Raw genomic sequence first — 26,447 nt, forward strand, 5'->3', positions numbered from 1 at the left:
ACCGGGTCACCGCACAGTTACTCACTCGAAGGAGCAGTCAGATGGATGAAAACAAGGTCATGGAGTTTCTCGGCCGGGTCGTCACCGACATGGGTGCCGCCGGTGCCGCCGGGTCGATCACCGTGGGCAATCGCCTCGGCCTCTACCGCGCCCTCGCGCAGGGTCCGGCCACCGCCGCGGTATTCGCGGAGCGGACCGACCTCGACGAGCGATACCTCACCGAATGGTTGCGCGGCCAGGCCGCCGGGGGGTACGTCGAGTACGAGCCGTCCACCGGCGAATTCTCGATGACCGACGAACAGGCGTTCTGTCTCGCCGATCCGAACGGCCCCAACGTCTCGGCGGCCTTTGTGGGTGTACTCGGCTACCTGCGCGCCGAGCCGGCGATCACCGAAGCGTTCCGCACCGGGGCCGGCGTCGGCTGGCACGAACACGATCACAGCGTGTTCACCGGCATCGACGCGTTCTATCGGCCCGGGTATGTCGCCGAATTGATCCCCCGTTGGATCCCGGCCCTCGACGGGGTCATGGCGAAACTCACCGAGGGGGCGTCGATCGCCGACATCGGCTGCGGCCTCGGGTCGTCAGCGGTGTTGATGGCGCAGTCATTTCCGGCCAGCACGGTTGTCGGTGTGGACTACCACAGCGAATCCATCGACCTGGCACGCAAGCACGCCGCCGATTCCGGCGTGGCCGACAGGGTCACCTTCGAAGTCGATACGGCACAGGACTTCTCGGGTCACGACTACGAGCTGATCACCATGTTCGACTGCCTGCACGACATGGGCGATCCCCTCGGTGCGGCCCGCCGGGTTCGTCAGACCATCGCTGCCGACGGCACCTGGCTCCTGGTCGAACCGGCCACCGCGGACAAGGTCGAGGACACGTTCAATCCGGTTGGGCGCCTTTACTACAGCGGGTCGACGTTCCTGTGTGTCCCCAACGCACTGTCCCAGGAGGGTGGGTACGCGCTCGGCGCCCAGGCACCCGAGTCGGCGTTGCGTCAGATCGTGAGCGAGGCCGGATTCACCAGATTCCGGTTGGCCGCACAGACCGCGTTCAACAACGTCTACGAAATCCGTCCCTGAGCAAGCATCTTCATCGCTGAGCACATTCCAACCTGATCACCAGAACAGAGAGGCCGACATGGACATCCCGGTTGTCGCCGGCGGCGTCGCCACCGCGGTGTTCGCGCTCAGCGCGCTGCCGATGTTGGCCAAGGCGTGGCGTACCAAGAATGTGGATTCCTACAGTCCCGGCAACATCGCCCTGGCCAACATCGGCAATCTGATCTATCTCGTGTACGTCCTGCACCTGCCGGTCGGGCCGGTGCTGGTGTTGCACCTGTTCCACACCGTGACCACTGCCCTGATGCTCTTCTGGTACGTGCGGTACGTGGTGCTCACCCACCGCCCGGCGTCGATCCGGCGGCTATATCACCAGGCCGAGCAACAGGACGACGATCAGACCGACCACCGAGAGGATGGTCTCCATGACCGACCACGTCTTGATCGTCTGGCCGACGGTCATACCGAAGTATTCCTTGACCAGCCAGAAGCCGGCGTCGTTGACGTGTGAGAAGAACACCGATCCCGCACCGATCGCCAACACCACCAATGACAGTTCGCCGCTGCTCAATCCATCGATCAGCCCGAGCATCAGCGACGACGCCGTGATGGTCGCGATGGTCGCCGAACCCGTTGCGAGCCTGATCAGTGCAGCCAGGACCCAGCCCATCAGGATGACCGAGATGTTGGCGTCCTTGGCCCAATCCGCAAGGAGCGTACCGATACCGGTGTCGACCAAGACCTGTTTGAAGCCGCCACCGGCCGCGACGATCAGCAAGATTCCGGCGATCGCCGGGAGCGCTGCGCCCGTGGACTTGGAAATGGTGTCGCGGTCCATGCCGGAGCCGCGGCCGAGCGTGAACATCGCGACAACAACTGCGATCAGCAAGGCGATGATGGGCGTGCCGAGCACATCCAGGACCTGCCGGACGATCTGATCGTCGTTGTCGATGAAGATCTCGGCAAGCGCCTTGCCCAGCATCAGGACAACCGGGAGGAGGACGCTGAACATCGTGATACCGAACGACGGCCGCTTGCTGGTGTCGCCGTCGGCGGGATCGGCGTCGAACGTGTGCGGGATCGGCGGCACCACCCAGCGTCCGGCCAGTTTTCCGAAGAGCGGTCCGGCAACAACGATCGTCGGGACCGCAACAGCAACGCCCAACGCAAGCGTGGTTCCCAGGTCGGCACCGAGCGCGTCGATGGCCACCAGCGGGCCCGGGTGCGGCGGGACGAACCCGTGCATCGCGGACAGACCGGCCAAAGCCGGGATTCCCACGGTGATCAGAGACAGACCGGACCGTCGTGCGACCAGGTAGATGACCGGCATCAACAGCACCAGGCCGATCTCGAAGAACATCGGCAGACCGATGATGGCGCCGACAAGCGCCATCGCCCACGGCAACATGCGCGGCGAGGCATGGCCGACGATCGTGTCGACGATCTCGTCCGCGCCGCCGGAATCGGCGAGGAGTTTGGCGAACATCGCACCGAGTGCGATCAGGATGCCGACCCCGGCTGCCGTGGTTCCGAATCCACCGGTGAACGACTCCAGCACATCCGGAATCGCCTCACCCGCAACCACACCGACCGTCAGGCCACCGCCGACAAGCGCCAGGAACGGATGGACCTTCGCGATGGTGATGAGGACAACGATCACCGCGATGCCCGCGAGGGCGGCAACGATCAGCTGCCATCCGGAGGCGACCGGTTCAGGCAACTCCGCGGTCGCGGCCAGCACAGCTCCAGATGCTGCGTTCATCATTTCTCCTCCGTGATGCTCGGATCGGCGCCGGCGGCGACGATGTAGGCCTCGACGATCTTGTCGATGGATTGGTCGATATTGATCTCGTAGCCCTGCTCATCCGGCCCGAGAGGCTCGAGCGTCTCGAACTGGGACGCCAGCAGGGAGGGCGGCATGAAATGCCCGGGCCGGCTCGCCTGGCGGCGGCCGATCACCTCGGGAGTTCCGGAGAGATACACAAACCGCACCGTCGGGCAGTGTGCCCGGAGTTGATCGCGGTAGATGTGCTTGAGTGCCGAGCAGCTCATCACGCCACCATCGCTGTGCTCGTCGAGCCACTGACCGATCGTCTCGAGCCAGGGGTATCGGTCCGTGTCGTCGAGTGGATGACCGGCCGACATCTTTGAGATGTTGGCGGGCGGGTGGAAGTCGTCGGCGTCGGCGAACGGAACGCGGAGCCGTTGCGCCAGCGCGGCCCCGACCGTCGACTTACCTGAACCCGACACCCCCATCACAACCAGAGCTGTTCGCATACCTTCTCCTCGCCGCTTTGTGTTGGCCGTCACACATCTTGCTTCAATAGTCATACTTTTGCAAGACCGTGCGAGATAAAACCAGTTCTTTGATACACGGCCGAGTGAATGAGAAGATAATTGCGTGGCATCTGACACAGCAGTGGGCGAATTGCACGGCAGCGTGCTGACCGATCTCGGAACCCGGATCGTGTCCGGCGACCATCGGCCCGGCGATGTGCTGACACTCGACTCCGTCGGCCTTCACTACGGGGTGTCGCGGACGGTGGCGCGCGAGGCAATCCGGGTCCTGGAATCCATGGGCATGGTGGCATCCCGCCGCCGGGTCGGGATCACGGTCCAGCCCAAGTCGCTGTGGAACGTTTTCGACCCACGACTGATCCGCTGGCGCCTCGACGCCGGTGAACGCACGGACTTCCTGCTGACGCTGTCCGAGTTGCGCCGGGGCTTCGAACCGGTCGCCGCCGCACTCGCCGCGGACCGTGCCGACGAACACCAGTGCCGCATCCTCGCAGCCGCCGTGTCGGACATGGTGATGCACGGCCGCTCCGGCGACCTCGATCAATATCTACTCGCCGACAAGGTCTTTCATCGCACACTGCTCGAGGCGAGCGGCAACGAGATGTTCCGGGCCCTGAGCGATGTGGTCGGTGAGGTCCTCGCCGGACGTACCCATCACGGCATGATGCCGGCGCGCCCCAACCCCGCGGCCATCGACCTCCACGATCAAGTCGCGCGGGCCATCCGGCTCCGGGATCCGGCCGCCGCGGAGCGCGCCATGCGCGAGATCATCGTCGAGGCCGCGGCCGCGGTCTCCGAGCCCGCAGACGATCAGGAGTAGCGGCTACCCGGCCGGAAGATCTGCGTCGGCTTCATCCGGTTCGACGGCGGCAGCCACTGGTTGACGCCGCGGCGCAGCGTGAACAACGCCGACAACAGCAACAGCGCGAACTGCAGCCAGCCGATGAACCTGATCGTGCCGGGCACGTCGGAGTAGTCGAAGAGCAGATCGATGCCCATCGGGATGCACAGGAGCATCACCAGCGCCATCGTCACATAGATGTTGCGAGCTCCGCGACTGCGTCGGCGACCGATGGCGACCAGCAGCGGGTACTGGACCGCGAGCAGGAGAAGCGTGGTGATCAGCATGGCCGGCGGGAAGAATCCGGCGATGGAATCGATCTGATCGGTTGGTGCGGCATTGGTGGGGTCGTCCCGGACGCCCTCCTGCAGTCGCCCCTTCAGCAGGTCGGTGATCATCCCCAGATTCAGGAACCCGTAGATCACCCCCATCGTCGCCGCACCCGCAGCGCCCAGCCACAACAACCGGGCGTAGTACAGCGATGCAGGTGGCGGGGTGTCCTCATCGAAGTAGGCGTGGTCCTTGTCCTTGGACGTCCGCCCCTGCTCGATGGTGGCCATGTCGGCCGCGTCGAGTTCCGCCAGCGACGGCATACCTTCCAGATCGGGCGGAACGATCACCGAGTCGTCCGGCCCGGCCTCTGGTTTCTCGAGGTTCGGGCGGTCGCGCTTCGGTTCGTTCGTCTGGTCCCCTGGGTCCTGCGTCACATTGTCGATTGTCGCACTCACGGTCCGACGCACCCCAGCAGCCCGCGAACAAGACCTGAACCCGATTCGGTTTCACGGGAAACACCCCATCCGCGCGTCAGCCGATCTTCAGCATCCGGCCGACCGTCGCCTGCCACAGCGCGCCGTCAGCGCTGATCGTTCCGGTCAGCTGCAGGGGTTCGTCGACCGGCGCCACGCCCACCTGAGTGAGCACCGTCCGCTGCCCGGTGTGGAAGTCGACCGCGGTGTAGTAGACCGGACCGATCTGCTGAACTCCCCCGCCGGGTGCCGGTGGGCCGTAGGTCAGCGCGTAGATCAGCCCGTCGCCACGAGACAGCTTGGGCAGGGTGGCCATCCGATCATCGCTTTCCCACACCCGCTCGCATCCGTTCTCGGACACATCGATTCGCGTCATGCCTCCGATGAACGGCGCCGACGGCGGATCGCTCGGTCCGGAGGTGGCGAACGGCGGATACCCGAATCCGTATGTGCTCGGGATGACGATGGAATTGCCCCACGCCATCGGCGAGTTCTCGGTGCCCTGCCCCGACGTTCCGAACGCCTCGGTGCTGCAGACCGGCGAACCGTCGTCGGCGCGATAGACCAGCAGTTTGGGCCGGGGTGCGTCGTCGACAATCGCAACCCAGTCGTCGCCGTTCGGCCCGAAATAGGTTGGTGTAGAACCCGATCCAGGTGCCAACTGACCTGGCTTCCGGACATCTGAGGTGTCGTAGGTGGCCCGCCAGACGGTCTGCGGCACCCCTTGCTCATCAGCTCTCATCTCATAGAGCGCCCGGCTGGTCAGGATCGAGGCACCACCGGGACGGATGGTGAGACCGTTGGTGAGCTTCTCACCGGCCGGCAGTTGCGTGGAACCGACATGACCACCACCTGCGTCGACGGTACCGATGACTCCGCCCGTGGTCGCGAACCAGATGCGCCCATCGAAGTCCGGCGCGAGACCGGTGATCTTGTCACCGGAAGGGATCTGTTCACCGACGTCCAACCGCTCATCGACGTACAGCTGCCAGCGTCCGTCCGGATTCTTGCGGTGAGCGACCTTGAGGATCGAGCCCGAGCCGTCGGCCATCACCACCCGGTCTTCGTTGTCGAGATAGCCGTACACCCCGCCCAGCAGCCCGCCCTTCGTGAGTTGCAGGGACGCGATCGGCCGAGCGGTCGCGGGGTCGAACAGCTGCACCGTCGGCACCGCGAAGTCCGGCGGATCGATTCCGACGTAACCCGTGCAGAGCGCGACCGGCAGTGAATCACTGCCGATGAACGTCGCCGCGCAGGCTCCACCCGGCAGCGACGAGGCGACCAGAGCCCCATCGGTTCCGGGGCCTGCATGGGGTGTCGAATCGGTGGATGCGAGATCTCCGTGGATGAGTGACGTCCCGGCCGGGCCGACATCGGGCACACCCACATCGGCCTGCGCAATCGGAGCCGTTGTCACGAACAAGAGGAGTACCGCTGACACCAACACCGTCGCACTGCCAGATCGCATCACCCGGATATACAAGCACGAACCGGCCCACACGAAAATCGTTTCGATCAACTGAGCACAAATCCACACGGTGCAGTCATTTCCACCTGTAACAACAGGTGGAAATGACTGAACCGTGTGGATCTGCGAATCAGGCCAGGTGACTAGACGAGCAGCTCAGCGATCTGAATGGTGTTGAGCGCCGCGCCTTTACGGAGGTTGTCGCCGGAGACGAACAGGGCCAGACCCCGGCCTTCCGGAGCACCCGGATCCTGCCGGATACGTCCGACCAGTGAGTTGTCCTTGCCGGCGGCCTCGAGCGGGGTCGGGACCTCGGTCACGGTGACACCCGGTGCGTCTTCGAGGAGCTTGGTGGCCTCCTCGACGGACAGCGGCCGTTCGAACTCCGCGTTGATCGACAACGAGTGACCCGTGAACACGGGGACGCGCACACAGGTTCCGCTGACGAGCAATTCGGGAAGTCCGAGGATCTTGCGTGATTCGTTGCGCAGCTTCTGATCCTCGTCGGTCTCGCCCGACCCGTCGTCGACCAGTGACCCGGCCAGCGGGAGCACGTTGAAGGCAATGGGTGCAACGTATTTGACCGGCTCCGGCAGCGTGACCGCCGAACCGTCGTGGACCAGTTTCTCGGCGTCGTCGATTCCGGCGCGCAACTGCGTCACCAGTTCCTCGACACCGGCCAGCCCACTACCCGACACGGCCTGATACGACGAGACGATCAGACGCTGGAGCCCGGCCGCGTCATGGAGCGGCTTGAGAACCGGCATCGCGGCCATCGTGGTGCAGTTCGGGTTGGCGATGATGCCCTTCTTGGGGTTCTTCGCCTCTTCACCGTTGACCTCCGAAACAACCAGCGGCACATCGGGATCCTTGCGCCATGCCGACGAGTTGTCGATCACCGTGACACCGGCGGCGGCGAAGCGGGGCGCCTGCTCGCGGGACATGGTGGCACCGGCAGAGAACAGCGCGATGTCGAGGCCGGTGGGATCTGCGGTCGAGGCATCCTCGACGACGATCTCTCCACCGCGCCACGGCAGCTTCTTGCCCGCCGACCGCGACGAGGCGAAGAACCGGATCTCATCGGCCGGGAAGTTGCGCTCTTCCAACAGCTTCCGCATGACGGCGCCGACCTGACCGGTCGCGCCGACAACACCTACACGCACACCCACGGCTATCGCCCCGTTCCGGCGTAGACGGTGGCCTCTTCTTCGCCACCGAGATCGAATGCCGCGTGCAGCACGCGGACGGCCTCGTCGAGTTCGGTGTCGCGGCACAGCACCGAGATGCGGATCTCCGACGTGGAGATCAGTTCGATGTTGATCCCGGCCTTCGACAGCGCCTCACAGAACGTCGCCGTGACACCCGGATGCGACTTCATCCCCGCACCGACGAGCGAAACCTTGCCGATGAGGTCGTCGTAAAGAATGGAGCTGAAACCGATTTCGTCCTTGAGTGCCGTCAGCTTCTCGACCGCGAGCGGGCCGACTTCCTTCGGGCACGTGAAGGTGATGTCGGTCTTGCCGGTCTCGACCTTGGAGACGTTCTGCAGCACCATGTCGATGTTGATCTCGGCATCGGCAACCGCGCGGAACACCTTTGCGGCGTAACCGGGCTTGTCATCGAGGCCGACAACAGTGACCTTCGCTTCGCTGCGGTCGTGGGCGACACCGGTGAGGATGGCTTCTTCCACGGGAATGTCCTCCATCGATCCGGACACCATGGTGCCGGGTTTGGTTGAGTACGACGAGCGCACATGAACTGGAACGTTGTAGCGGCGGGCGTATTCGACGCACCGCAGCATCAGGACCTTCGCGCCACAGGCAGCCATTTCGAGCATCTCCTCGAAGGAGACGGTCGAGAGGTGCTTGGCGTTCGGAACGATCCGGGGGTCCGCGGTGTAGATGCCGTCGACGTCGGTGTAGATCTCGCAGACGTCGGCGTTGAGGGCCGCGGCCAAGGCGACCGCGGTGGTGTCAGAACCGCCGCGACCGAGGGTGGTGATGTCCTTTGTGTCCTGCGAGACACCCTGGAAACCGGCGACCAGCACGATCTTGCCGTCGTCGAGCGCCGAGCGAACGCGCCCGGGCGTGACGTCGATGATCTTCGCCTTGCCGTGACTACTGGTGGTGATCACACCGGCCTGAGACCCGGTGAACGACTGCGCCTCGGCGCCCAGGGAGCTGATCGCCATCGCCACCAGGGCATTGGAGATCCGCTCCCCGGAGGTGAGCAGCATGTCCATTTCCCGCGGGGGCGGTGAGGGGCATACCTGCTCCGCCAGATCGAGGAGTTCATCGGTGGTGTCACCCATCGCGGAGACGACAACCACGACATCATTGCCGGCTTTGCGAGTCGCAACGATGCGCTCCGCTACCCGGCGAATCCGTTCGGCGTCGCCCACTGACGAGCCACCGTACTTCTGCACGACCAGAGCCACGCAGTTTCCTTTCTCTCGCTTGCATCGACCTGCTGAAATGGGTCGAACTCCGCTCCGCTGCGCCTCCGCCGAGAAATCGCTCAGCGAGAGCCGCGGACCGTCGACCGCCTCGTGCAAGGATAGCCACCTGCAACTTCTCCCGTGCCGACGCATCGGAGCAGACCTCATTGTCGATGGATTCGCACCCTCGGCACTAGGATCCGTGAAGTGCCGAGCCGATCGACAGTCGAAACCGTCAGCGACCGGTTGTACAAGCACCGAAGCTGGATCGAACCGATCGCGGCGTTCCTGGTTATCCGCCTTATCGGACTGCTCACATTGCAGCGGTTCGATGATCTCCGCGGCGGCTTCGGACTCGGGTCGGTGCTGTCGGCCTGGGACGGCAAATGGATGCTGGCCATCGCAGAACACGGCTACGGTGGCGTTCCTCTCACACAGACCGACGCCCAGGGAACGCGCAACTCCGATACGCCCTACGCGTTCTTCCCCGGGTACCCGTTGCTCGCCGGCGCGGTGGACAAAATTCCCGGCTTCAGTCCGCTCGGCGCCGCACTCACCGTCAATGTGTTCCTCGGTGCGTTTGCCGCCGTCGGCGTCGCGCGGATCGGCGCGATCTGTTGCGAGCAGATGCAGAGCCGGCCGAATCCCCCACGCTGGATTCCGGCCCGCATCACCAACTGGTTCTCCGACGAGAGCGACGACTCCGGCGCGACCCGCCACTCGAAGGCCGATCCGGCCCGGGCCGGGCTGCTGCTCTCCGTGTTCTTCGCCGCGGCCCCGATGGGCATCGTGTTGTCGATGGCATACACCGAAGCCCTGTTCTGCGCGCTCGCCGCGTGGGCCCTGGTCGGAGTCCTCCAGGAACGTTGGCTACTGGCCGGAACCACCGCGATGCTCGCTGGGCTCAGTCGCCCGACGGCTGTTGTCCTGATCGCTGTTGTCATCCTGGCGGCCGCACTGCGCTATCGCGACGGGTGGCGGGCCTGGGTCGCGATCGTGATCAGCCCCCTCGGATATCTGGCGTATCTGGCGGTCGTCTGGCACAAGACCGGCGAACCGCTGGGATGGTTCCGCATCCAGACGGAGGGATGGAATACCAGCATCGACTACGGCAAAGCCGCCTTCGACTTCGTCAATTTCGCGCTGGTGAACTCACCCGAGGTGGCCCCGGTGCTGACCGCATGGATCATCGTCATCACGATCGCCTTGGCGATCTACAGCTTCATCGAGCGGGTGCCCTGGCCGGTGTCGGTGTACGGGGCACTGGTGGTGGTCTCGATCGTGGCATCCAGTGGGTTGATGATGAGTCGGCCCCGCCTTCTTCTGCCCGCATTCGTCCTGCTCGTTCCGGTGGCCATCGGACTCGCGAAACGGCGGACATCGACCCAGGTGATCGTCGTCGTCATCGTGGCCACCTTCAGTTCCTGGTTCGGCGCTCACATGCTGACGGTCTATCCGCACGCCATGTAACCCACCCGCCGACCGGGCTCTCAAAGCCATCGACCGTGCCTAACATTCCGCCGAGCGGGCTCTTAAAGCCATCGACCGTGCCGGAGCCGTCGTCAGCACCCGAGCCGATGCACGTCGCCAGCCCGCTCGATCCGCCAGTAAGGCCCGGTCGACGGCTGGTAGGGCCCGGTCGACGGCTACAACGGCACGCTCGACGGCTGGTAGGGCACGCTCGACGGCTGGTAGGGCACGCTCGAGGGATCAGCGGAGGCGGTGGGCCCGTGCCTCGAAGCCGTCGCAGAGTGCCTCGACACCCTGATCGAGTAGGTACCGCGGATCGTTCAGCTGCGGATTGCTGGTCCCGACGAGCTCGGCCAAGTGCGGCGGGGGCACACCGTCGGGGTTGCCGGCCAGCAGCCGTGTCAATCCGCTCTGGCCTTCCGTGTCGTCGTCGGCGCGGTCGTGCAACAGCCGCTCGGCGACCACTCCGAGCACGGTGCCGGCGATGTGATTCCACAGCGACAACGCCATTTCGGTCGCCTCGGCGGTGGTGACCTTCAACTCCATGAAGCCGTCCACGAGCCAGTCGAGACAGTTCAGACTCTGCGGCCCCATGCTGCTGCGCGGAGAGGCGAATGCCAACAACACCCAGGGGTGGCGCTGATACAGCGTCCAGTCGACCTCGGCGGCGATCCGGGCTCGTTCCCGCCAGGTGGCATCGCCGGCCGGCGGGTACGGGAAACGCAGGCCGATCTCATCCGACATGGCCATGAGCAGCGCATCCTTGTCCGATACGTGCCGGTAGAGCGACATCGTCCCGACACCGAGCCGGTCCGCGATCTTGCGCATCGTGACCGCTCCGAAGCCGTCGACATCGGCGAGTTCGATGGCGGCACCGACCACTGCGGAACGGGTCAGCTTATTTGGCTCGGACCCTCGTTCGGGTTCGGCATCGGTCATCGGGCAGACCTCCCTTGCTCACTCATTCTCCCCGGGCCGACCCGGGCACTGGAATAAAGGCTTTGCGTACAACGTACTCGTATGCGTACGTTGTACCCAACAGCGGCGATCGACCAGGAGTAGAAGAACAGTGAGCATCATCGACCGTCCAGCCAACAACGGAGCCGGGGCGAAAACCCATCGAACCGACCGCCGGGCATGGTTCGGACTGGCCGTTCTCACGCTTCCGGTGTTCCTGGTCTCGATGGACTTCTCGGTCCTGTATCTCGCCATCCCGACCCTCAGTGCCGAATTGGCCCCGTCGGCGACCCAGCAACTCTGGATCGTCGACATCTATGGCTTCCTGATCGCGGGTCTGCTCATCACGATGGGCAACCTCGGCGATCGTTTCGGTCGGCGCCGCCTCCTCCTCATCGGTGCGACCCTCTTCGGCGTCGCGTCCGCGGTCGCCGCCTTTGCACCCGACGCCTCGTCATTGATCGCCGCTCGCGCCATCATGGGCATCGGCGGCGCCACACTGCTCCCGTCGAGCCTGTCGCTGGTCGGCAACATGTTCCCCGACGCCATGACGCGGGCCAAGGCGATCGGCGTCTGGACGGCGGCGTTTGCCGGCGGTTCGGCGCTCGGACCTGTCATCGGCGGCGTTCTCCTACACCACTTCTGGTGGGGATCAGTGTTCCTCATCAACGTGCCGGTTTTGCTGGTCCTCCTGATCCTCGCGCCGCGCCTGGTCCCCGAATATCGTTCCGGCAGTACCGATCCTTTTGATGTTCCCGGTATCGCGCTGTCGATGATCGGCATCTTGCCACTGGTCTACGCGATCAAACACGGTGCGGCAGAAGGCCTCGATACCACCACGTTGACCTTTGCCGCGATCGGGATCGTCGGGATGTGGCTGTTCATCCGCCACGAACGCCGCACCCCGTACCCGCTGCTGGAGCTGAAACTGTTCCGGAACCCGCGGTTCTCGGCTGCGATCGGCAGTGCACTGACCGGCATGATGACGCTCGGCGCCCTGAGTTACCTCACCGGCATCTACCTGCAATCGGTGCTCGGGCGTGACGTGATGACGGCCGCGCTCCTCGGCCTCCCGATGGCCATCGCCGTGGCCGCCTTCTCGATGAGCGCCTCCCGGATCGCGTCGCACATCTCGGTTCGCTGGGCGTTTGTCCTCGGCATGGTGTTCGCCGCCCTCGGCAACGCGGGCATGATCTTTCTCGGCGTATCCGAGGGCATCGGTGTGTACCTGGTGAGTTCGGCGGTCGCCGGTATCGGTTACGGCATGATCTTCTCGCTGGTCTCGAACGTCGCGGTGTCGTCGGTTCCGACCGAACGCAGCGGCGCCGCTGTGGGTATCTCCGAGACCAGTTTCGAGTTGGGGACCGCGTTCGGCCTCGCCATCCTCGGTTCGGTGGCAACCATGGTGTTCCGCAGGAACACCGAAGGAACCGGGGCTCAGGACACGTTGTCGGAGACGCTCGATCACGCCAAGGGCCTCGACCCGGCCGCGCAGAGCACATTGGCCGACACCGCGCGGGTGGCGTTCGTCGACGGTCTACACGTCACGGCCACTGTCAGCGTGGCACTGTTGGGTGCGATGGCCGTCGTCATCGCGATCTTGCTGCGCACCCGGACGCCGGCCACGCAGTCCGCCGACCAGAGCCAAAAGAGCTCCACCACAACGAGTTAGCCAGAAGGAGCCGCCACCGTGCCGTTACACCCGATCCTGGCCGGGCGGTGGAGCGCCCGCGGCTACGATGCCACCGTCACGATCTCCGAAGAACATCTCGGCAACATCCTCGAGGCGGGCCGATGGGCGCCGACCGGCGGCGGCAATCAACCGGTGCGGTTCGTGGTCGGGGTCCGCGGCGACAACACCTTCGAGGGCCTTGCCGAGGGCCTCAAGCGCGGCAACCAGTCCTGGGCGCCGGCCGCGGCCGCATTGATCCTGCTGTGTACGGCCGACGTTCCCGACGAGCCGAAGATGCAGGACTACGCGACGATGGACGTCGGCCTCGCCGCTTCGCAGATGATCACGCAAGCGCAGGCCGATGGCTGGAATGCGCACCCGATGGGTGGCTTTCGCACCGAAGCCATGACAGAGAGATTCTCGATACCCCCCGACCGTCGGCCACTGCTCGTCCTGGCCGTCGGCAAGCTCGCCGACCCGACGTCGCTGACACCCGAGATCGCAGAGCGTGACAGCCGTGACCGCACGCGGTTGCCGCTGCACGACGTCGCTTTCAGGGACTCGTGGGGCAGTTCGTACACGTCAGAGCCGTGATGGGCCCCTCTTTGGAGTTCGAGAACGACGAGAGTAGAGTCGCAAACATGCAGCGCGTGCTCCTTCTCCTCTGCCGCGGCGGGGTCTGATCCAGACCGGCTTCCCGTCGCGGGATTTGTGACGCGCCGGTCTTGCCCCACCAACCCGGAGATTGACCCAATGCCTGCCGCAGATGCTTTCACTTCCAATGCCAGCCGAATCGTAGAGCCGGCCGGACCCATTCCCACTGATCAGCCCGCCTGGAATCCCCAGCGCAACTCAGCGATGCCGGCCCACCGCTATCGCTCGTTCGCCGACGAGGTCGAGAAGGTTTCGCTCCCCGACCGCACGTGGCCCGACAAGGTCATCGACCGCGCTCCGATGTGGTGCGCCGTGGATCTCCGTGACGGCAACCAGGCCCTGATCGACCCGATGAGCCCGGCGCGCAAGCGCCGCATGTTCGACCTGCTGGTCCGGATGGGCTACAAGGAGATCGAGGTCGGCTTCCCCTCGGCGAGCCAGACCGACTACGACTTCGTCCGCGAGATCATCGAAGACGGTGCCATCCCCGATGACGTCACGATCCAGGTCCTGACGCAGTGCCGGGCCGAGCTCATCGAGCGCACCTTCGAATCCTGCCGCGGTGCCACGAATGTGATTGTGCACTTCTACAATTCGACGTCTGTCCTGCAGCGTCGAGTGGTCTTCCGTGCCGACAAGGAAGCGATCAAGAAGATCGCGACGGACGCCGCCCTCAAGGCCCGCGACGAAGAGCTGAAGTACCCGGACACCAACTGGCGCTACGAGTACTCACCGGAGTCGTACACCGGCACCGAGCTGTCGTTCGCCAAGGAGGTCTGCGACGCGGTCACCGAAGTCATCGATCCCACACCGCAGAAGCCGATCATCCTCAACCTGCCGGCCACCGTCGAGATGGCAACACCCAACGTGTACGCCGACTCGATCGAGTGGATGCACCGCAACCTGGCCCGCCGCGATTCCGTCATCCTGAGTCTCCATCCGCACAACGATCGCGGAACCGGCGTCGCCGCAGCAGAACTGGGCTACCAGGCCGGTGCCGACCGGATCGAGGGCTGCCTGTTCGGCAACGGCGAGCGCACCGGCAACGTCTGCCTGGTGACGCTGGGCATGAACCTCTTCAGCCGGGGCATCGATCCGCAGATCAACTTCTCCGACATCGACGAGATCCGCCGCACCGTCGAGTACTGCAACCAGCTCGGCGTGCACGAGCGTCACCCCTACGGCGGCGACCTGGTCTACACGGCATTCTCCGGAAGCCACCAGGACGCCATCAACAAGGGCCTGGATCAGATGAAGATCGACGCGGACGCATCGGATTCCGACGTCGACGACATCCTCTGGGCGGTTCCGTACCTGCCCATCGACCCGAAAGACGTGGGCCGCAACTACGAGGCCGTCATCCGCGTCAACAGCCAGTCCGGCAAGGGCGGCGTCACCTACATCATGAAGGCCGACCACGGCCTGCAGCTGCCCCGGCGCCTGCAGATCGAGTTCAGCCGCGAGATCCAGAAGATCACCGACGGCGAGGGTGGCGAGGTGTCGCCCAAGGAGATGTGGGATGTCTTCGCCGAGGAATACCTGCAGCCGATCCGTCCGCTCGAGCGCATCAAGCAGCGCGTCGATGCAGCCGAGGTAGACGGCGGGGAAGACCAGATCACCGCAACGGTCAAGATCGACGGCAAGGAGAAGGAGATCTCCGGCACCGGTAACGGTCCGCTGGCAGCCTTCGTCGACGCCCTGTCGACCGTCGGATTCCCGATCCAGGTCCTGGACTACTCGGAGCACGCGCTCACCTCGGGTGACGATTCGAACGCCGCCGCATATGTCGAGGCCGAGATCAACGGGGAGACCGTGTGGGGCTGCGGCATCGCGCCGTCGATCACCACCGCGTCACTGCGGGCAGTGGTATCTGCGGTGAACCGCGCGGCGAAGGCCGCCGGTGGTGCCGACGCCCCCGAGGGCGAACAGGCACCTCGGACCTGGGCCCCCTGATGGCAGATCGATACTCGAAGTGACCCAACCGATCTGGTCGGCCCCGGTGCGTTTTGCCGAGGCCGACCAGCAAGGCATCGTGTTCAACGCGCACTACCTGGTGTACTGCGACGAGGCCATGGGCGCGTTCTGCGCCTCCCGCGGGCTCAGTTCCTTTGCCGAGCGGGTGCGGCTGAAGAGTTCCACCCTGACCTGGGATTCCCCGGTGCGCCACGGCGACACCGTCGATGTGTACGCGTCGTGCTCTCGAATCGGGACGACGAGCATGACGATGAGTTTCGAGGTGAAGGTCGCCGACAGGACGTGCTGCGTAGTCGACACCACCTACGTCTCGATCGACGATTCCGGTGCACCCCAGCCGATTCCGGCGGAGACCGCGCAGAGCCTGCGCTGAATAACCCTGGGAAGACTCAGCTTTCGATGGCGCCGGCCTCGGCGACCAGCGCATTCATCAGTTGACGCACAGCTCCGCGGTCTTGCGCCCCGGGACGGCTGAGCGCCTCGTACACCCGGGCCGCCCGGACTCCGGTGAGCACCAGCCGGACCACGTCGGGGTCGCAGACGGAATAGCGCGGTATCAAGGCAATCCCGTGGCCGCGTGCCACCAGTGCCTCGATCGTCCGAAAGTCGTTGATCCGGTGCGTCACCCGGGGTTGCACTCCGGTGACCGCGGCCAGCGACAACAGCACGTCGTCGATCGGGAAACCGTCGCGGACGCTGATCCAATCCTCGTCGGCGAGTTCACCGAGTGTGACGTCGGTGCGCCCGGCATGACGATGATCGGCACCCACGACCAGGTCGATGGGTTCGCGCATCACAAATGTCGCGGCCACCCTGGCCGAGACCACCTGCGGGGCTCGCTCGTCGCGGTGCGTCAGAACCACGTCGGAGTCGGACAGCAATGCCGGGGCCTCCTGATAGCGCACGTCCTCGTCGCGTGCGATCAGGGCGATACCGGCGGTCCGCATCCGCTCCATGAGTCCTGGCAGGAGCACCGCGGCACCCGAGGGGAACATCGCGATCCGCACCGAACCGACCGCGTCGTCACGATAGGACGCCATCTCCTCGGACGCACGATCGACCGCGGAGACGACCTCGTCTGCCCGCAGCACCAGCGCCCGACCGGCATCGGTCAGTCGCACTCGCCGCCCGTCCTGCTCGAGCAACGCTATGCCCGCCTCTTTGCCGAGGACCTTGAGCTGCTGCGACACCGCAGACGGTGTCATGTTCAAGGCCTGCGCGACGGCGCCGACAGTGCCGCGATCGGCGAACTCTCTGAGTATCCGTAAACGCTGCAGGTCCATACCGGCAGGCTAGCGCCGACGGATCATCATCCGCCCACCGCGCCTGGGCGCGTACGCGACGCCGCGTCCATGCCAGCGTTCTGCGTCGGCATCGGTGCCGACGATCTCGAAGTCGCGCAGGCACTCGCGCAGCACCACGTCCATCTCCATGTTCGCGAACGCCGCCCCGATGCAGCGCCTGGTGCCACCCCCGAACGGCAACCACGCCGCCGACGGCCGCCGGTCGACAAACCGCCCCGGATCGAAGATCTCCGGATCTCGGAACTGGTCGCTGTCGTCGTGCAATAGCGAAATGCAGATGAAAACCGTGCTGCCCTTGGGGATTCGCCACTGTCCCAGTTCATACGTCGGCGACAGCACGTGCCGGCCGGCGAAGTCGATCACGGGACGGCTCCGCTGCACCTCCAGAATCGTCGCCTGGCGCAGTTCCGAGCCGCCCTCGTCGACCTCGGCGGTCAAGCGCGCCAACAACTCCGGATGCCGGCTCAAACGCTCGAAAGCCCAGGCGAGGGTGTTGGCCGTGGTCTCGTGCCCGGCGGCCAGCAGGGTCACGAGTTCGTCGGCGACTTCTTTGGTCGTCATCGCCGAGCCATCGTCGTAGGTACTCTGCAGCATCAATGCCATGATGTCCGTGCGATTTTGGAGGTCCGGGTCTTTGCGGGCCCTGGTGACCATGTCGGCGATGATGGAGTCGTACTCGGCCCTTAGCCGACGGAACCGGGCCCACGGCCCGATTCGGCCCTTCTGCATCGAATCGGGGATGGTCGCACAACGCGAACCCGATTCGACCATCGGTGGAATCACGCGGCGCAACGCTTCGAAATACTCTCCCTGGGCACCGAATACGGCCCGCAGGATCACGTTCAGCGTGACCCGCATCATCGGTTCGACAGTGGCGATCTCCTCGCCCTCGGGCCAGGTGGCCGATTCCTTCGCAAACTCCTCGGCCACGATCTGTTCGTACACCTTGATGGCCTTGCCGTGCAGCGGAGGTGTCAGCAATCTGCGCCGACTTCGATGCTCATCGCCTTCGAGAGCGAACATCGAGCCCTCACCGAGGATCCGGCTGAGATTCGGCTGCACGTTGCACAGAACGTCCGAGGGTGTTGTGAACACCTGCTTGGCAAGTTGCGGATCAGCGACCACCACAGTCCTCCCGAACACCGGAAGGTCGATGGTGAAGACCGATCCATAGCGCCTGGCCGCCATGGCCATTGTCCGACGTCGGGAGATCACGAACGGGAGCGCCGTCAGCGCTCGGGGCAGCGGGACCCGCGGTGGGAGGTCGGGCTCGTCGACGCGAGTGGGTTCGATGGTGGTCTCACGTCGAACTGCACTCATGCCGAACCACTCCCCGCCAGTGTTCTGGGCCACTTGATTACTTGACGGTACGCCGACGTACCATGCATCACAAGGGTTGAGCTCGCCGTATCGTGGCGGTGTGCCGCCCCACGCCCCGATCCCGGCCCCGACAAGTCCGCCGGGCAACACCGAGTTCCGGCTCCGACTCCTCGAAGCGCTCGGCGAGTCCATCGTCGAGCGCGGATACCGCGCCACCACGGTTGCCGACATCGTTCGGCACGCCAGGACGTCGCGACGGACCTTCTATCAGGAGTTCACCTCGAAAGAGAGCTGCTTCGTCGAACTCCTGCACGTCACCAACGACCAGAACATCGAAGCCATCATGGCCGCGGTGGACCCCGATGCCGACTGGGCCGATCAGATCCGCCAGGCCGTCGGGTCGTACATCCGGTCGATGGACTCGCACCCCGCGATGACGCTGTGCTGGATCCGCGAACTCCCGGCACTGGGAGAAAGTGCCCGCCCGATCCAGCAGCAAGCCGTCAACGACTTCATCGAGGCCATCGTCTCCCTCACGGACACCCCCCAGATGCGGGCCGCCGGTATCGAACCGGTGACCACGGAGATGGCGATCATGTTGCTCGGCGGCCTCCGCGAGTTAACCGCCAACGCGGTCGAGAACGGCCGTCCCGTCGCCGATATCGAAGACACCGCGCTGCGGGCCTGCTTTGCGCTGCTGGGCCCCTCTCAGCGGACCGATATTGCTGAACCGGCAAACACACTTGCCAACTCTCGAGACTTACAGGAACACTCACGGACATGAATGAAGCAGACTGGGACGCCCGCTACACAAGCACCGATCGCGTCTGGAGCAACAACCCGAACCACGCGCTGGAAGGTGAGATCACCGACCTCACCCCGGGCACCGCACTCGATGTCGGCTGCGGTGAAGGTGCCGATGCGCGCTGGCTGGCCGATCGCGGCTGGAAGGTGACTGCGATCGACATCTCATCCGCCGCGCTCGCCCGGGCGAAGGAGCTGAACGACCACCCGTCGATCACCTGGACGCACGCCGATCCGGTCCAGAACCCGCCGGAGCCGTCGGCTTTCGACCTGGTGTCGATGCACTACTTCCCCCTCCTCCGTGCACCCGGCGACGATGCCGCCCGCGCCTTTGTCGACGCGGTCGCGCCCGGCGGCACCCTGTTCGTGGTCAGTCACGACCTGACCGGGGACCACATGAAGAAGCACGGTCATTCGCATTCGGAGAACCGGGATTTCAACCCGCTCGACTACTACACGTCGCACGAGTTCGCCGCGTTCCTCGGCGACAACTGGAAGGTCCTGGTCGACCGCACCCAACCGCGCCGTATCGACGCGTCTTCGGGTGGCGCGGCTCACATCAACGACACCGTGCTGCGGGCCACCCGGATCACCTGATTCGAACGTGAAGTTCTTCTACATCATCGATCCACAATAATTAGATTGAACTGAATTGTTGCGGCCGTGACCATGGACGGGTGACTACTCGCGACCGCCTACTGGGACTGACCGTGGTCCTGCTGTGGGGACTGAACTTTCTGGCGATCCACGCCGGACTCGAACACTTCCCGCCGCTGTTCTTCGCCGCGCTGCGCTTTGCCGTGATGGCCGTGCCGGTGATCCTGTTCGTTCCACGGCCGAACGTGCCGTTGCGATGGTTACTGCTATACGGAATCGGTTTCGGCACAATTCAATTCGCCTTCCTGTTCCTCGCGATGGACCAGGGTATGCCCACCGGGCTCGCGTCTCTGGTCCTGCAGTCGTCGGCGCCGTTCACCGTGTTGCTGTGCGTGCTGTTCCTCGGCGAGAGGATGAGCGGACGTCAGGTGATCGGCATCAGCGTGGCGATCGCCGGCATGGTTGTGATCGGCGTCGACCGGGCCACGCACGGAGCAAGCGCCGCGCTGCTGCCGGTATTGCTGACCCTCGTCGCCGGGCTCGGGTGGGCGTTCGGCAACATCGGTTCACGCAAGGCCCGGCCCGACAACGCCCTGCACCTGACGCTGTGGATGTGTGTCATCCCACCGATTCCGCTGTACGCGCTCAGCCTGGCGGTCGAAGGACCCTCGGCCGGTGTCGACGCGATCACCAGCGTCGGCTCACACACCGGTCTTGTCGCCCTCGCAGGTCTGGCCTACGTGGTGGTGCTCGGCACCGCCGCCGGATCCGGTCTGTGGACCTATCTGTTGTCGCGCTACCCCGCATCGCGGGTCGCACCGTTTTCGCTACTGGTTCCGATCGTCGGCATCACGGCCGCGTGGGTGTTCCTCGACGAGACACCGAGCCCCGGGGAGATCGTGGGTGGCGCCATCGTGATCATCGGCTGTTTCGCCGGTCTGACCGCGCGACGCACAGCGGCGCCGGCAATCGTCACCCCACCCCCGGCTGAGGTACGGGTCCCCGCCTGACGCGGAGCACTTCCCTCGAGCGTGCCCTTGTCGCCGCCGAGCGTGCCAAAAGTGATGTTTTCCTGCATCTTTCGGCCCGATCGACGCGGATTTCGGCACGGTCGATGGCATGTGGCGACGAACTTCGGCCGCGTATATTACTGTTCGGTTGGACCGCAGGGTACGACGTCGACGTCCGCCGACCACCGAGGAAGTACTGCCATGGGCGTGTATGCCGTAACCGGAGCCGCATCGGGGATGGGCCGCGAGGTGGCCGCGAGGCTCGTCGCCGCCGGTCACACCGTCATCGGCGTCGACATCAAAGAAACCGACGTGATCGCCGACTTGTCTACATCAGCCGGCCGCGCCGGTGCCATCAAGGAAGTGCTCGCGCGGTCCGAGGGTGAACTCAACGGCGCCGTACTCGCCGCCGGACTCGGTCCCGGCGCGGGAAAGGATCGCCCCCGCTTGATCGCCGAGGTCAACTATTTCGGCGTCATCGAACTCCTCGAAGGCTGGCGAGAAGCCCTGGCCGCCACCAAGATGGCGAAAGTGGTTGTTTTCTCCAGCAATTCGACAACGACGGTACCGGCGGTCCCCCGCCGCGCGATCCGGGCGTATCTGTCCGGCGACTGCGACAAGGCCGTCCGATCGGTTCGGCTCTATGGCACAGGCGCATCGGTGATGGCGTATGCGTCGTCGAAAGTCGCGGTGAGCCACTGGGTACGCCGGCACGCGGTCTCCCCGGAATGGGCCGGTGCGGGCATCCGTCTCAATGCGCTGGCACCTGGTGCCATCATGACTCCGCTGCTCGAGGCCCAGCTCAACTCACCCACCGAATCCAAGGCGGTCAAGGGTTTTCCGGTGCCCGTCGGCGGATTCGGAGACCCCGGCAAGCTCGCCGAATGGGTGATCTTCATGCTGTCGGACGCCGCAGACTTCCTCTGCGGCAGCGTTGTATTCGTCGACGGCGGCACCGATGCCTACTTCCGGACCAACGAATGGCCGCGGGCGGTCCCCCTCCACCGCGTCCCGTCGTACCTCTACCGGTTCCAGAGCTTCAGACGCCGGAAGAAGTAAGGGCACCGCAGCAATCAGGCGTTCGCGAGGTCGACGACGCGTTGCAGGTCGAGCCGGATCTGCCGCGCGACGGCAGCAGGACGCGCCCCCGCATCCAGCTCGATCGGAGTTCCCATGACCACCAACGCTTTTCGGTGACTGTCGTCCGGGTACGACAATCCCACGTTGACCAACGCAACCCGGCAGCCGGCGTTCTTGGCCCGCACCGCGATGTGAGCGACCCCGCTGCCCACGGGCGCCACAATGGTCGGGTCGTCGAGATTGCACGTACCTTCCGGGAACACCGCGATGCTGTCGCCCCGTGACATCCGTTCGACGCAGGTATCGATCATCTTCAGACCCGCCGCCGCCGCGACTCTGGTTCCGTGGTTCTTCGCCCGGAACACCGGAATGCCTCCCATGGAATCGATCTTGCGGCGCAGCTCGTCGTCGACGAACAATTCGTCCTTTGCCAGGATGCGAGTGCGTCCGATCAGGAAGCGCAACGGTGACCGAAATGCGGCCGCCGCGACCACATACGGATCCGACTCGCTGATGTGATTGATCGAAATCACCAGCCTCACGCCGGACTTTGTGAGTTCATTCAGCGACCCCTTTCCGTCTGCCGCATCGAATCGCACGCGCGGACGGTACTTCAGTGCCAGGTATCCGTATTTGAGGAGCGCTGCGCGGCGGTCCTGCTGGTGTTCCAGGTAATGGGCGTAGACCTGATCAGCCTCTGAGATGTCGATCTCCATCTACCTACGGTACCGTAACTTACGGTTGCGTAGGTTTGATCATGCCAACAGACGTATGTGGCCGGGGTGCGATATTGCTTCGATGCCACGACCCGGCGCGACGTTGCCCCGATTGTTCGAGCGAGCCGCACTCGCGGCGGTATCGAACCACGTCTCGGAGTCCGCTGACACCGAAGTGTTCGACGCCGCGCTCATCGTGCTCGCCGAAGTCGGGACCAAGGCGCGATCCAGGCCGACGCCATCATCCGACTGACCCTGGGACACCTCGTGGTGCCGGACGGCCGCTTCGACCTCAACGACCCTGCGGTTGCCCGCGACATCGCCCGCCGGACGATCGCACCGCTGGTCGGCGCGCTGCAATAGCTGCCCATCCCGCGACTCCGGCACCCCACCACGCGCACGAGCCGGACGTACGGGGGTGGGTTTTGTTCCGGGATTGAGGTATACCCATGGGGGGTAAAACATTCTCGGCGGAACGGAGCGGAACATGTCGGCGGTGATGGACGCGCAGGTCCGGCGCATCGCGCCTGTACGTCACCGGCGACCTGCGCGTAGCTCCGGCCGTCTCATGCTGTGTGCGGCGTTTGCCGTGCTGTTCGGTGTGCTGCTCATGCACTCGGTGCCGATGGTGCATCCTCCCGCCGGGCACATGGTGACCGGCGCCAACGCCGCCTACGCGCCTCCGGTTCCCCATGCCGCCGAACATGTTTCGGCGATCTCGTCGACGGGGCATCCGCAGTCAGCCGCATCACAGCTGACGGGCTGTACCACCGATTGCTCCGGACATGCCGGGATGGCGATGTGCATGGCGGTGATCACGATCGCCTCAGCCCTGCTGGTGGTTCGTCGACTACTGGCGAATCGTTCCGGCGACCATGCCGGACAGCCTGGCTCAGCGCAGATCAGCAGGCATGCATCTCGGGCACCACCTTGGGCGACACCCAGTTTGGAGAAATTGTCGATCTTGCGGATCTGATGGGCATCTCACCGCACTGCCAGCGGTGACGCCCTTCGGCGTGCCTTCCGCACGCGTCAATCCGTCTTGTTTCGTGAGTACTTTCTCTGAAGGAGATCAACCATGTCTTTGACTCGATCCACCCTGCCCACAACTCGTTCGGCACGCATCAAGATCGCCGCGTCCGGGCTTGGTGTCGCCGCCACACTCGTACTCGCCGGTTGCAGCGACGACGGTGGCCACGACATGAACTCGATGTCGAGCCCTTCCGTTGCCGGCGCGCAGAATCCAGCTGAATCTTCAGCGAACGCAGCCGATCACAACTCTGCGGATGTGATGTTCGCGCAGATGATGTACCCGCACCACGCGCAGGCCGTGGAGATGGCTGCGCTTGTCGAAGGCCGTAGCGACAACCCGCGGATCATTGTGCTGGCGAGGGCAATCGAGAATGCGCAGGGTCCGGAGATGGAGCAGTTGGAGCGATGGCTGACACAGTGGGGTCAACCGGCTCCCGACACTGACACAAACGACATGGACCACGGCGATCACGGCATGAGCGGAATGATGACCGCCCAGGACATGTCCGACCTGGCCTCGTCAACCGGCGCCGAGTTCGACCAGGTCTGGCTGTCGATGATGATCGAGCACCACGCCGGTGCGATCGAGATGGCCGACACCGTGATCGCAGACGGTCTGAACCCGGCAGTCGACCAGATGGCAACCGCCATCGTCGCCACGCAGCAGGCCGAGATCGACACCATGAGGTCACTGCAGACCGCCTCCTGAAACCAGCCAGATCAAGGTCCGGAGTCGTGCCCGCCCAGGGCGCGGCTCCGGCCCTCTGCTGATATCCGACTACCTCGACACATACCCCCTAGGGGTATACAGTGGTGGCATGAACACCTCACATGACAAGCACGGGGCCACACCGCCGACGCGTGTGGCGCCCAGTTCAGGACACTCCCACCACACCAGTGCCGTTGCCACACACCAGGAGTCCCCGCATCACGACCACACCGACCACGGGGGTCACGCCGACCACGGCTCAACTGCCGGACATGCGGGACATGCCGGGCACGGTGATCACGTAGGCCAGTTCCGGCGGCTGTTCTGGATCATGTTGATCTTCGCCGTGCCGGTGGTCGGGTTCTCGGGCATGTTCGCGTCGCTGATCGGCTACGACCTGCCTGACACCGAATGGGTTTCGTGGATCTCACCGGTCCTGGGCACGGTCATGTTCGTCTGGGGTGGAAGGCCGTTCCTCACCGGCGCGGTCAGCGAAGTGCGGGCTCGTACGCCCGGGATGATGCTGCTCATCGCGCTGGCCATCTCAGTGGCGTTCGTCGCGTCCTGGGGTGCGAGTCTGGACGTCCTGCACCATGAACTCGACTTCTGGTGGGAACTCGCCCTGCTGATCGTCATCATGTTGCTCGGGCACTGGATCGAGATGCGGTCGCTGGCCCAAACCACCTCTGCCCTCGACTCATTGGCCGCACTGCTGCCCGACCAGGCCGAACGGGTGGTCGGAGACACCGTCACCACCGTGTCACCCGCCGAGCTTCGACTCGGCGACGTTGTCATCGTCCGCCCGGGTGCGGCCGTACCCGCCGACGGCACCATCGTCGACGGCGCCGCCGACATGGACGAGTCGATGGTCACCGGCGAGTCGCGGACGGTACGCCGCACCGTCGGGGAGCCCGTGGTGGCGGGCACGGTCGCCACGGATTCCGGTCTGCGGGTTCAGGTCACCGCAGTCGGCGACGACACCGCACTCGCCGGGATCGCCCGGCTGGTCTCCGAAGCCCAGAACTCATCCTCCCGCGCTCAGCGTCTGGCCGACACCGCGGCCGGCTGGCTGTTCTGGTTCGCTCTCGGCGCAGCTGTCCTCAGCGCGGCGGCATGGTCGATCTTCGGAAGCACGGACGACGCCGTCGTCCGCACCATCACAGTTCTTGTCATCGCGTGCCCCCATGCCCTCGGACTGGCCATCCCGTTGGTGGTGGCGATCGCAACCGAACGGGCCGCTCGCGGAGGCGTATTGATCAAGGATCGCCTGGCACTGGAGAGCATGCGCACCGTCGACACCGTCCTGTTCGACAAGACCGGCACACTGACCCGCGGCGAGCCCGCCGTGACCGTCGTCCACGCAACTCCCGGACACACCGCAGACGATGTCCTGGCGGCAGCTGCCGCCGCAGAACGCGACAGCGAACACCCTCTCGGCAAAGCCATCGTCACTGCGGCCACCGACAAAGACCTGGCGATCCCACGCGCCGTCGACTTCACGTCCTCGCCCGCAGTGGGTGTCTCGGCAACGGTCGATGGCCGCCGTATCGAGGTCGGTGGACCACAGATGCTCGAGCGGCATCGGCATCACGAACTGGAGGTCACCGACACCTGGCGCGCCGACGGAGCGATCATCCTGCACGTGGTCGCCGATGGTGAGGTCATCGGCGCCCTCGCGTTGGCCGACGAGGTCCGCGACGAGTCCCGTGACGCCGTGGCCGCGCTGCACCGCCTCGGCATCGATGTGGTCATGATCACCGGCGACGCCGAGGCCGTGGCCCACTCGGTGGCCACCGAACTCGGCATCGACCGCGTGTTCGCAGGGGTCCGTCCCGAGGACAAGGCATCGAAAGTCGCTGAGCTGCAACACGAAGGACGCAAGACCGCAATGGTCGGCGACGGCGTCAACGACGCCCCGGCTCTCGCGCAGGCCGACGTCGGAATCGCGATCGGCGCCGGCACCGACGTGGCCATCGCATCAGCGGGTGTCATCCTCGCCAGCGACGACCCTCGCTCGGTCCTGTCGGTCGTCGAACTGTCACGGGCGACCTACCGCAAGATGAAGCAGAACCTGTGGTGGGCAGCCGGCTACAACCTGATCTCCGTGCCCCTGGCCGCCGGAGTCCTGGCCGGCATCGGACTCGTCCTGCCGATGTCTGTCGGAGCGGTGCTGATGTCTGCGTCCACCGTTGTGGTCGCTCTCAACGCCCAGCTCCTGCGGCGCCTCGACCTGCGGCCCGAGGAGAGTACAGACAGGATCCTGCAGCGCTGAGCACCTACACTGCCAAGTG

Annotated in this window: 25 protein-coding genes; 15 read left to right on the forward strand and 10 right to left on the reverse strand. The window is 65.0% G+C overall.

What is annotated here, in order from left to right; translation table 11 throughout:
* Positions 1 to 41: 41 nt before the first annotated feature.
* Positions 42 to 1,088, forward strand: a complete 1,047-nt coding sequence (locus VIQ49_RS27610; RefSeq protein ID WP_331890160.1) for a class I SAM-dependent methyltransferase — start codon at positions 42 to 44, stop codon at positions 1,086 to 1,088.
* Positions 1,089 to 1,431: 343 nt separating this feature from the next.
* Here VIQ49_RS27610 and VIQ49_RS27615 read toward each other — a convergent pair whose 3' ends face one another.
* Positions 1,432 to 2,829 (reverse strand): gluconate:H+ symporter, encoded by a 1,398-nt coding sequence (locus VIQ49_RS27615; RefSeq protein ID WP_331890162.1) that lies wholly within the window; start codon positions 2,827 to 2,829, stop codon positions 1,432 to 1,434.
* Positions 2,829 to 3,344: a gluconokinase gene (locus VIQ49_RS27620; RefSeq protein WP_331890164.1), complete on the reverse strand. Its 516-nt coding sequence runs from the start codon at positions 3,342 to 3,344 to the stop codon at positions 2,829 to 2,831. Before VIQ49_RS27620 ends, VIQ49_RS27615 begins: the two co-directional genes overlap by 1 nt.
* 124 nt (positions 3,345 to 3,468) lie before the next feature.
* Between VIQ49_RS27620 and VIQ49_RS27625 the strand changes: the two genes are divergently transcribed.
* Positions 3,469 to 4,185: a FadR/GntR family transcriptional regulator gene (locus VIQ49_RS27625; protein WP_331890166.1), complete on the forward strand. Its 717-nt coding sequence runs from the start codon at positions 3,469 to 3,471 to the stop codon at positions 4,183 to 4,185.
* On the opposite strand, the gene VIQ49_RS27630 is transcribed toward VIQ49_RS27625, so the two are convergent.
* The 4 genes from VIQ49_RS27630 to VIQ49_RS27645 all read right to left on the reverse strand — a co-directional run bounded on the left by VIQ49_RS27630 (position 4,176) and on the right by VIQ49_RS27645 (position 8,857).
* Positions 4,176 to 4,934 carry a hypothetical protein gene (locus tag VIQ49_RS27630; RefSeq protein WP_331890168.1) on the reverse strand — a complete coding sequence of 253 codons (759 nt, stop codon included), beginning with the start codon at positions 4,932 to 4,934 and terminating at the stop codon, positions 4,176 to 4,178. The two genes, VIQ49_RS27625 and VIQ49_RS27630, sit on opposite strands and share 10 nt — an antisense overlap.
* Before the next feature lie 76 nt (positions 4,935 to 5,010).
* Positions 5,011 to 6,420, reverse strand: coding sequence for a hypothetical protein (locus VIQ49_RS27635; RefSeq protein WP_331890170.1), 1,410 nt, complete (start codon positions 6,418 to 6,420; stop codon positions 5,011 to 5,013).
* A gap of 143 nt (positions 6,421 to 6,563) precedes the next feature.
* Complete coding sequence (locus tag VIQ49_RS27640; protein WP_331890172.1) at positions 6,564 to 7,589, reverse strand: aspartate-semialdehyde dehydrogenase; 1,026 nt, start codon at positions 7,587 to 7,589, stop codon at positions 6,564 to 6,566.
* A gap of 2 nt (positions 7,590 to 7,591) precedes the next feature.
* Entirely contained in the window at positions 7,592 to 8,857 is a 1,266-nt protein-coding gene (locus VIQ49_RS27645) for an aspartate kinase (RefSeq protein ID WP_331890174.1), read from the reverse strand.
* 207 nt (positions 8,858 to 9,064) lie between these two features.
* Here VIQ49_RS27645 and VIQ49_RS27650 point away from each other — a divergent pair, with 207 nt between their 5' ends.
* Positions 9,065 to 10,327 carry a hypothetical protein gene (locus tag VIQ49_RS27650; RefSeq protein WP_331890176.1) on the forward strand — a complete coding sequence of 421 codons (1,263 nt, stop codon included), beginning with the start codon at positions 9,065 to 9,067 and terminating at the stop codon, positions 10,325 to 10,327.
* A 240-nt stretch (positions 10,328 to 10,567) separates the two neighbouring features.
* On the opposite strand, the gene VIQ49_RS27655 is transcribed toward VIQ49_RS27650, so the two are convergent.
* Complete coding sequence (locus VIQ49_RS27655; RefSeq protein ID WP_331890178.1) at positions 10,568 to 11,266, reverse strand: TetR/AcrR family transcriptional regulator; 699 nt, start codon at positions 11,264 to 11,266, stop codon at positions 10,568 to 10,570.
* 130 nt (positions 11,267 to 11,396) lie between these two features.
* Between VIQ49_RS27655 and VIQ49_RS27660 the strand changes: the two genes are divergently transcribed.
* From VIQ49_RS27660 to VIQ49_RS27675, 4 genes are all read left to right on the forward strand, one after another.
* Entirely contained in the window at positions 11,397 to 12,956 is a 1,560-nt protein-coding gene (locus VIQ49_RS27660) for an MFS transporter (protein WP_331890180.1), read from the forward strand.
* Positions 12,957 to 12,974: 18 nt separating this feature from the next.
* Positions 12,975 to 13,550 (forward strand): nitroreductase family protein, encoded by a 576-nt coding sequence (locus VIQ49_RS27665; protein ID WP_331890182.1) that lies wholly within the window; start codon positions 12,975 to 12,977, stop codon positions 13,548 to 13,550.
* Between the two features lie 159 nt (positions 13,551 to 13,709).
* Positions 13,710 to 15,563, forward strand: a complete 1,854-nt coding sequence (gene leuA, locus VIQ49_RS27670) for a 2-isopropylmalate synthase (RefSeq protein WP_331890184.1) — start codon at positions 13,710 to 13,712, stop codon at positions 15,561 to 15,563.
* Positions 15,564 to 15,582: 19 nt separating this feature from the next.
* Positions 15,583 to 15,957, forward strand: a complete 375-nt coding sequence (locus VIQ49_RS27675) for a thioesterase family protein (protein WP_331890186.1) — start codon at positions 15,583 to 15,585, stop codon at positions 15,955 to 15,957.
* A 16-nt stretch (positions 15,958 to 15,973) separates the two neighbouring features.
* On the opposite strand, the gene VIQ49_RS27680 is transcribed toward VIQ49_RS27675, so the two are convergent.
* Together VIQ49_RS27680 and VIQ49_RS27685 are read right to left on the reverse strand one after the other, a co-directional pair.
* The gene (locus VIQ49_RS27680; protein WP_331890188.1) at positions 15,974 to 16,867 is read right to left on the reverse strand and encodes a LysR family transcriptional regulator; all 894 of its coding nucleotides are present in this window, start codon (positions 16,865 to 16,867) and stop codon (positions 15,974 to 15,976) included.
* Between the two features lie 9 nt (positions 16,868 to 16,876).
* Entirely contained in the window at positions 16,877 to 18,208 is a 1,332-nt protein-coding gene (locus VIQ49_RS27685) for a cytochrome P450 (protein WP_331890190.1), read from the reverse strand.
* A 100-nt stretch (positions 18,209 to 18,308) separates the two neighbouring features.
* Between VIQ49_RS27685 and VIQ49_RS27690 the strand changes: the two genes are divergently transcribed.
* From VIQ49_RS27690 to VIQ49_RS27705, 4 genes are all read left to right on the forward strand, one after another.
* Positions 18,309 to 18,992 (forward strand): TetR/AcrR family transcriptional regulator, encoded by a 684-nt coding sequence (locus VIQ49_RS27690; protein ID WP_331890192.1) that lies wholly within the window; start codon positions 18,309 to 18,311, stop codon positions 18,990 to 18,992.
* Positions 18,989 to 19,609 (forward strand): class I SAM-dependent methyltransferase, encoded by a 621-nt coding sequence (locus VIQ49_RS27695; RefSeq protein ID WP_331890194.1) that lies wholly within the window; start codon positions 18,989 to 18,991, stop codon positions 19,607 to 19,609. Before VIQ49_RS27690 ends, VIQ49_RS27695 begins: the two co-directional genes overlap by 4 nt.
* A gap of 80 nt (positions 19,610 to 19,689) precedes the next feature.
* The gene (locus VIQ49_RS27700; protein ID WP_331890196.1) at positions 19,690 to 20,619 is read left to right on the forward strand and encodes an EamA family transporter; all 930 of its coding nucleotides are present in this window, start codon (positions 19,690 to 19,692) and stop codon (positions 20,617 to 20,619) included.
* A 201-nt stretch (positions 20,620 to 20,820) separates the two neighbouring features.
* Positions 20,821 to 21,678, forward strand: coding sequence for an SDR family oxidoreductase (locus VIQ49_RS27705; protein WP_331890198.1), 858 nt, complete (start codon positions 20,821 to 20,823; stop codon positions 21,676 to 21,678).
* 14 nt (positions 21,679 to 21,692) lie between these two features.
* Here the strand turns inward: VIQ49_RS27705 and VIQ49_RS27710 are convergent, their stop codons facing one another.
* Positions 21,693 to 22,415, reverse strand: a complete 723-nt coding sequence (locus VIQ49_RS27710; RefSeq protein WP_331890200.1) for a lysophospholipid acyltransferase family protein — start codon at positions 22,413 to 22,415, stop codon at positions 21,693 to 21,695.
* 82 nt (positions 22,416 to 22,497) lie between these two features.
* Here VIQ49_RS27710 and VIQ49_RS27715 point away from each other — a divergent pair, with 82 nt between their 5' ends.
* From VIQ49_RS27715 to VIQ49_RS27730, 4 genes are all read left to right on the forward strand, one after another.
* A complete protein-coding gene (locus VIQ49_RS27715; protein WP_331890202.1) occupies positions 22,498 to 22,668 on the forward strand; it encodes a hypothetical protein in 171 nt (56 codons plus the stop codon).
* A gap of 234 nt (positions 22,669 to 22,902) precedes the next feature.
* Complete coding sequence (locus VIQ49_RS27720; RefSeq protein ID WP_331890204.1) at positions 22,903 to 23,391, forward strand: DUF6153 family protein; 489 nt, start codon at positions 22,903 to 22,905, stop codon at positions 23,389 to 23,391.
* A 102-nt stretch (positions 23,392 to 23,493) separates the two neighbouring features.
* The gene (locus VIQ49_RS27725; RefSeq protein ID WP_331890206.1) at positions 23,494 to 24,156 is read left to right on the forward strand and encodes a DUF305 domain-containing protein; all 663 of its coding nucleotides are present in this window, start codon (positions 23,494 to 23,496) and stop codon (positions 24,154 to 24,156) included.
* A 109-nt stretch (positions 24,157 to 24,265) separates the two neighbouring features.
* Complete coding sequence (locus tag VIQ49_RS27730; RefSeq protein WP_331890208.1) at positions 24,266 to 26,428, forward strand: heavy metal translocating P-type ATPase; 2,163 nt, start codon at positions 24,266 to 24,268, stop codon at positions 26,426 to 26,428.
* Positions 26,429 to 26,447: the final 19 nt, after the last annotated feature.

It is taken from the genome of Williamsia sp. (assembly GCF_036566845.1).
Lineage (GTDB): Bacteria > Actinomycetota > Actinomycetes > Mycobacteriales > Mycobacteriaceae > Williamsia.